Below are 3,746 nucleotides of genomic sequence, written 5' to 3' on the forward strand. Positions count from 1 at the left end.
GGAGGCGTCGATCAGGGGGAGCGCCCAGGCAGAGAAAGGAAAGGAAACGAAGGGATTGTTTAATATCCATGTAGGGTATGTGCCGGTAATGGATAAGAACAAGCCGGAGAAGGTGAAGGAAGCGGGGTACGGAGAGCTTGGAAGGATCTACGAGCAGTTTTTTATCGATGAGGCGAGGTTTGGCCGGGGGATAGCGGTGTCGGGAGCGCCGTGGTACAGCCAGAAGCTATGGGACGATGATGCGGACAACGACGGGAAGTCGGATGGCTTGCTGGGAGCGCCGACGGTAAAGACGATAGCGGATATCGGGATGGCGGTGGCGGCGAGCCTTGTGGTGCCTGGCGGAGGAGTTGGGCTGCTGATGAGTGTGGGGCTGAACCTGGTGGACGATGCGCTGTTTACGATGGCGGATGTGAGTAACGGAGTTGATGCAGGAGATGCGTGGGGAAGCTTTGCGAAGAAGGGGTTGACGAGTGTAGCGAGTGCGGGAATCAACATGGGTTCAGGAGTACTGGACGGAGTGATAGGGAGCACTGGGATGATGGAGGTAGGAAGCGATGTGATGCTTGCTGGAGCGCAGAGTGCGGCGAACACATATTCGAGTGCATTTATCAACAGCCTTGACTTTGATAACTTTGGAAACAGCGGGTGGATTGACGGAGGAAGCTTTGCCCATGCGACGAGCTGGGGGACAAGCGGCTCCGGGTACCTATCGTCGATGGGAGGAGCGCTGGTGAGCAGCGGACTTGAGAATTCGTGGAGCGGAGCACTGAATACATTTGGATTTGATATAGCAACAAGCTTGGACTATAAAGCAATGGCGGGCTTTAGCTCCTTAACGGGAAGTCTTGTTGGAAATGCAATTGAGTATGGAATGACGGGAAGTACGACACTGAATGTAGCAAAGGTGATGGGAACGGGAGCACTTGAGCTGCATGTAGGAGGAGAAGGCCCACTGTTGGAGTTGGGAAGAGACGGAACAGATGTGAGTTACGGGCGCCTCAGCCAAGCCTATACGGGCTTTACAGAAAGCCAGAGACGAGGACGAATACAGTCAGAAATAAAGAGCGCTGCCGATGGAAGAAGTATGATGGCAGCCATAAATGATGCGGTTATTGGCCGTAGTGAGATAGGATTCAGTGGTGAGACAGAAGTAGCCACACAGCTAAGCAGCCAACTGGAGCATTTTAGAAAGGTAAAGAGTAACAGGAATTTGCATGAACTATTCGGAAACACGGCGTTCCGGAGCCTGATGACAGAAAAATATGGAGAAGGGTATCTTGATGAAAATCTGATGCTGGCGGTAGAGCAGGCAGATATTCGTCAGGATGAGTTTATGGATCTTGATTATTTTGATACGAATGGGAGTTTTGCATTAGCACACAGCCTGTATGAAAGCGGAGAGGTGGGCCTTGAGAGGATGTTTAGCAGTGAGAAGGCGTATGCAGGGAAGGTGAGGAATGCAGAGGCGCAGGAAGTGATGATAGGGCAGAAGCAGTCGTTGCTGAATGAATATTATGTGGATGATATAGCTGATGCTGCTGCGTTATTAGGTGGGGACTATTTTGATGCCCAGGATCACATGACGGAAAGGATAGCATCAAACAAGATGAGGCTGGTGGGGAACGAGATGATGGCCATTGGAAAACTACATCGGGACCACCGTGCACTTGTTGAGAAGGTTGAGGAATATGATAAGAAAGGATTGAGTGATGGCAGAGAATTCGAGATGTTGAAAGGGAATATGTATGCAAGCGCTGAAAACGTATATGCGATGATGCAGGCCGATGGAGATAATCCCTTTGCAACAACGTTTCCGAGTCAGGATGCCAGGTACATGAATGCAGCAGGGACGGCCTCTTCGCCAATTTATGGAAGTAATTTGGTGACAACCCTGTATGGTATAGATTTTCCAAGCCCTGCTGTTGCGGCTGCCACTGGGAGGGTATTTGGAAAAGTACGAAATCATTTTGCCTGGGATGTAGCGGGAGGAACCTTTGTAAGCCCTGAGACCGGGGAGCTTGATATAGCATGGAGCCCCGGAGGAACGGGTATCTCTTCGGTGATTACGGGAGATGAGTATCGGCATAAGCTGGAACATGGGTTTACGGGAAGTATTGATCAGGTAGTGAAACTGCTTTTGGCCAAGGGGGACAGGAGGGTATCGACAGGAACGGTTGTAGGCTTTTATGAGAAGTATGAAACCAATAAGTCTACCGGACCTCATACCCACTGGATTGTGGAAAAAAATGATGGGGTGAATTTGACCACTGGAGAAATTGATTGGTCAAGCATCGATAACAAAGAATGGGTAGAGACGAATTGGGGAGAGTCGTATAGTTCGATATTCTCGATAGATGATGATGCCTTATTGTTTTCAGGAAAGCCGTTGGGAGAGTATGGGATGGAAGAGGTAAGAAACCTGTACAAAGAAGAGCGACCGAGCCTGTACTGGCCCTGGAAGGGATTAAATGATTTTGGTATATCGACGGATAGTCAGGCTGAATATAACTGGCTGGAACACAAACTTGAGTGGTTGATGTAGGGGAAGATGGAATGAAAAAGCTGGTTATGATAAGTGTGATGTTGGTCTTGACGGTGGAGGTGTTTGCCGTACCGAGGTTAAGGATAGTGAAGACTTTGCCTATAGGTACAGCTCGAGATTATGTGTGGCTCAATGATCATGAGATACTGTATTCACTTTGGAAGAGTGATGGTGAACTAAGACGATTTGATATTAATAAAAATATGGAAAGGATTGTGGTCTCTCCGAATATGGGCTTTGAGAGTTATTTCCTGCAGAGTACCAATCGGCTACAAAAAGATACGAATTATCTCTATCTATCTCTAAGAAAGAGTGATAAAAGATATCAAGAACGTTATTTCTATGACATAGAAGCTAATACATTAATTCCGTATGATGGATTCGATCGTAATACAAGGATTGCCCATACTACATATCCCGAGTTTTATGCAACTGGTAACCATACCTAATGGATTAGTATTTGCTACATTTAATATTGTTACAGGGACGCTAGTAAGGCAGGTACTACCCTGGGGTCAGACGAGAGAGAAAGAGCTTGGAGATTTTGACTATTATGACGATGGGTTTCGCTACGAAATAAGTTCAATGGATGGGAATGATATGCTTATCGCCTTTGATGCTGAGGGCGGAGGGATGACAAGCTATGTTACCCGGCTTACGGAGGAGGGGATAGAACCGTTAAGGCCGCTGAGGGTGAAGGATAATTGGCCGGATTTCTCCATGAATTATCAGGCATTCTATCTTGCTGACGGAAATATTCTGTATGGAAAACAAGGAAATAAGATAAGAGATCCTGATGCGGTGTATGGGCCGCTTGCGATTTGTGATCGGGCTGGAAATGAATTGTATGTATTCGAAGATTTCCAATATCGTTTGGCAAGCTTTATAGGAATACACCTTAGTCCGAATAAACGATTTATTGTTATATCCGGTTATAGTGAGATGGCTGGAGAAAGTAGCCATCTCATTGAGATAGTATATGATGAGTGAGTAGTATTCCTTGCAAAGGGATTCGTATTTCAAACGTGAAACTGTGGTAGAGATATTCTATAGAACGTCTGTTTTTCTTGTCCTGAATACGCCTTATTTTTCCAAGAAACGAACCGAAGGCCGAGCGTCAGGGATGCGGAGAACGGCCTGAAGGCCGGTCCGAGCACAGAGTGCGAGGACGGGAGCGAAGCGGACTTCGGAGCAATCCCGA

The 3,746-nt window shown here is 47.3% G+C and carries 3 protein-coding genes; all 3 read left to right on the top strand.

Annotated features, from left to right (window positions below):
• Window positions 1-2,545 (top strand): autotransporter outer membrane beta-barrel domain-containing protein (locus tag F459_RS24240; RefSeq protein ID WP_033302337.1); only part of this gene is annotated, 2,545 nt, incomplete at its 5' end.
• An 11-nt stretch (window positions 2,546-2,556) separates the two neighbouring features.
• A complete protein-coding gene (locus F459_RS0121730; RefSeq protein ID WP_020614747.1) occupies window positions 2,557-2,994 on the top strand; it encodes a hypothetical protein in 438 nt (145 codons plus the stop codon).
• Window positions 2,918-3,535, top strand: a complete 618-nt coding sequence (locus F459_RS22920; protein ID WP_211214036.1) for a hypothetical protein — start codon at window positions 2,918-2,920, stop codon at window positions 3,533-3,535. Before F459_RS0121730 ends, F459_RS22920 begins: the two co-directional genes overlap by 77 nt.
• Window positions 3,536-3,746 lie beyond the last annotated feature (211 nt).

Origin of the sequence: Sediminispirochaeta bajacaliforniensis DSM 16054 (genome assembly GCF_000378205.1) — a bacterium.
GTDB classification, from domain to species: Bacteria; Spirochaetota; Spirochaetia; order DSM-16054; family Sediminispirochaetaceae; genus Sediminispirochaeta; species Sediminispirochaeta bajacaliforniensis.

Bases quoted from the DNA above. Each gene is read 5' to 3' on its own strand.
- F459_RS0121730 (WP_020614747.1), top strand. From the start codon at position 2,557: ATGAAAAAGCTGGTTATGATAAGTGTGATGTTGGTCTTGACGGTGGAG.
- F459_RS22920 (WP_211214036.1), top strand. From the start codon at position 2,918: ATGATGGATTCGATCGTAATACAAGGATTGCCCATACTACATATCCCG.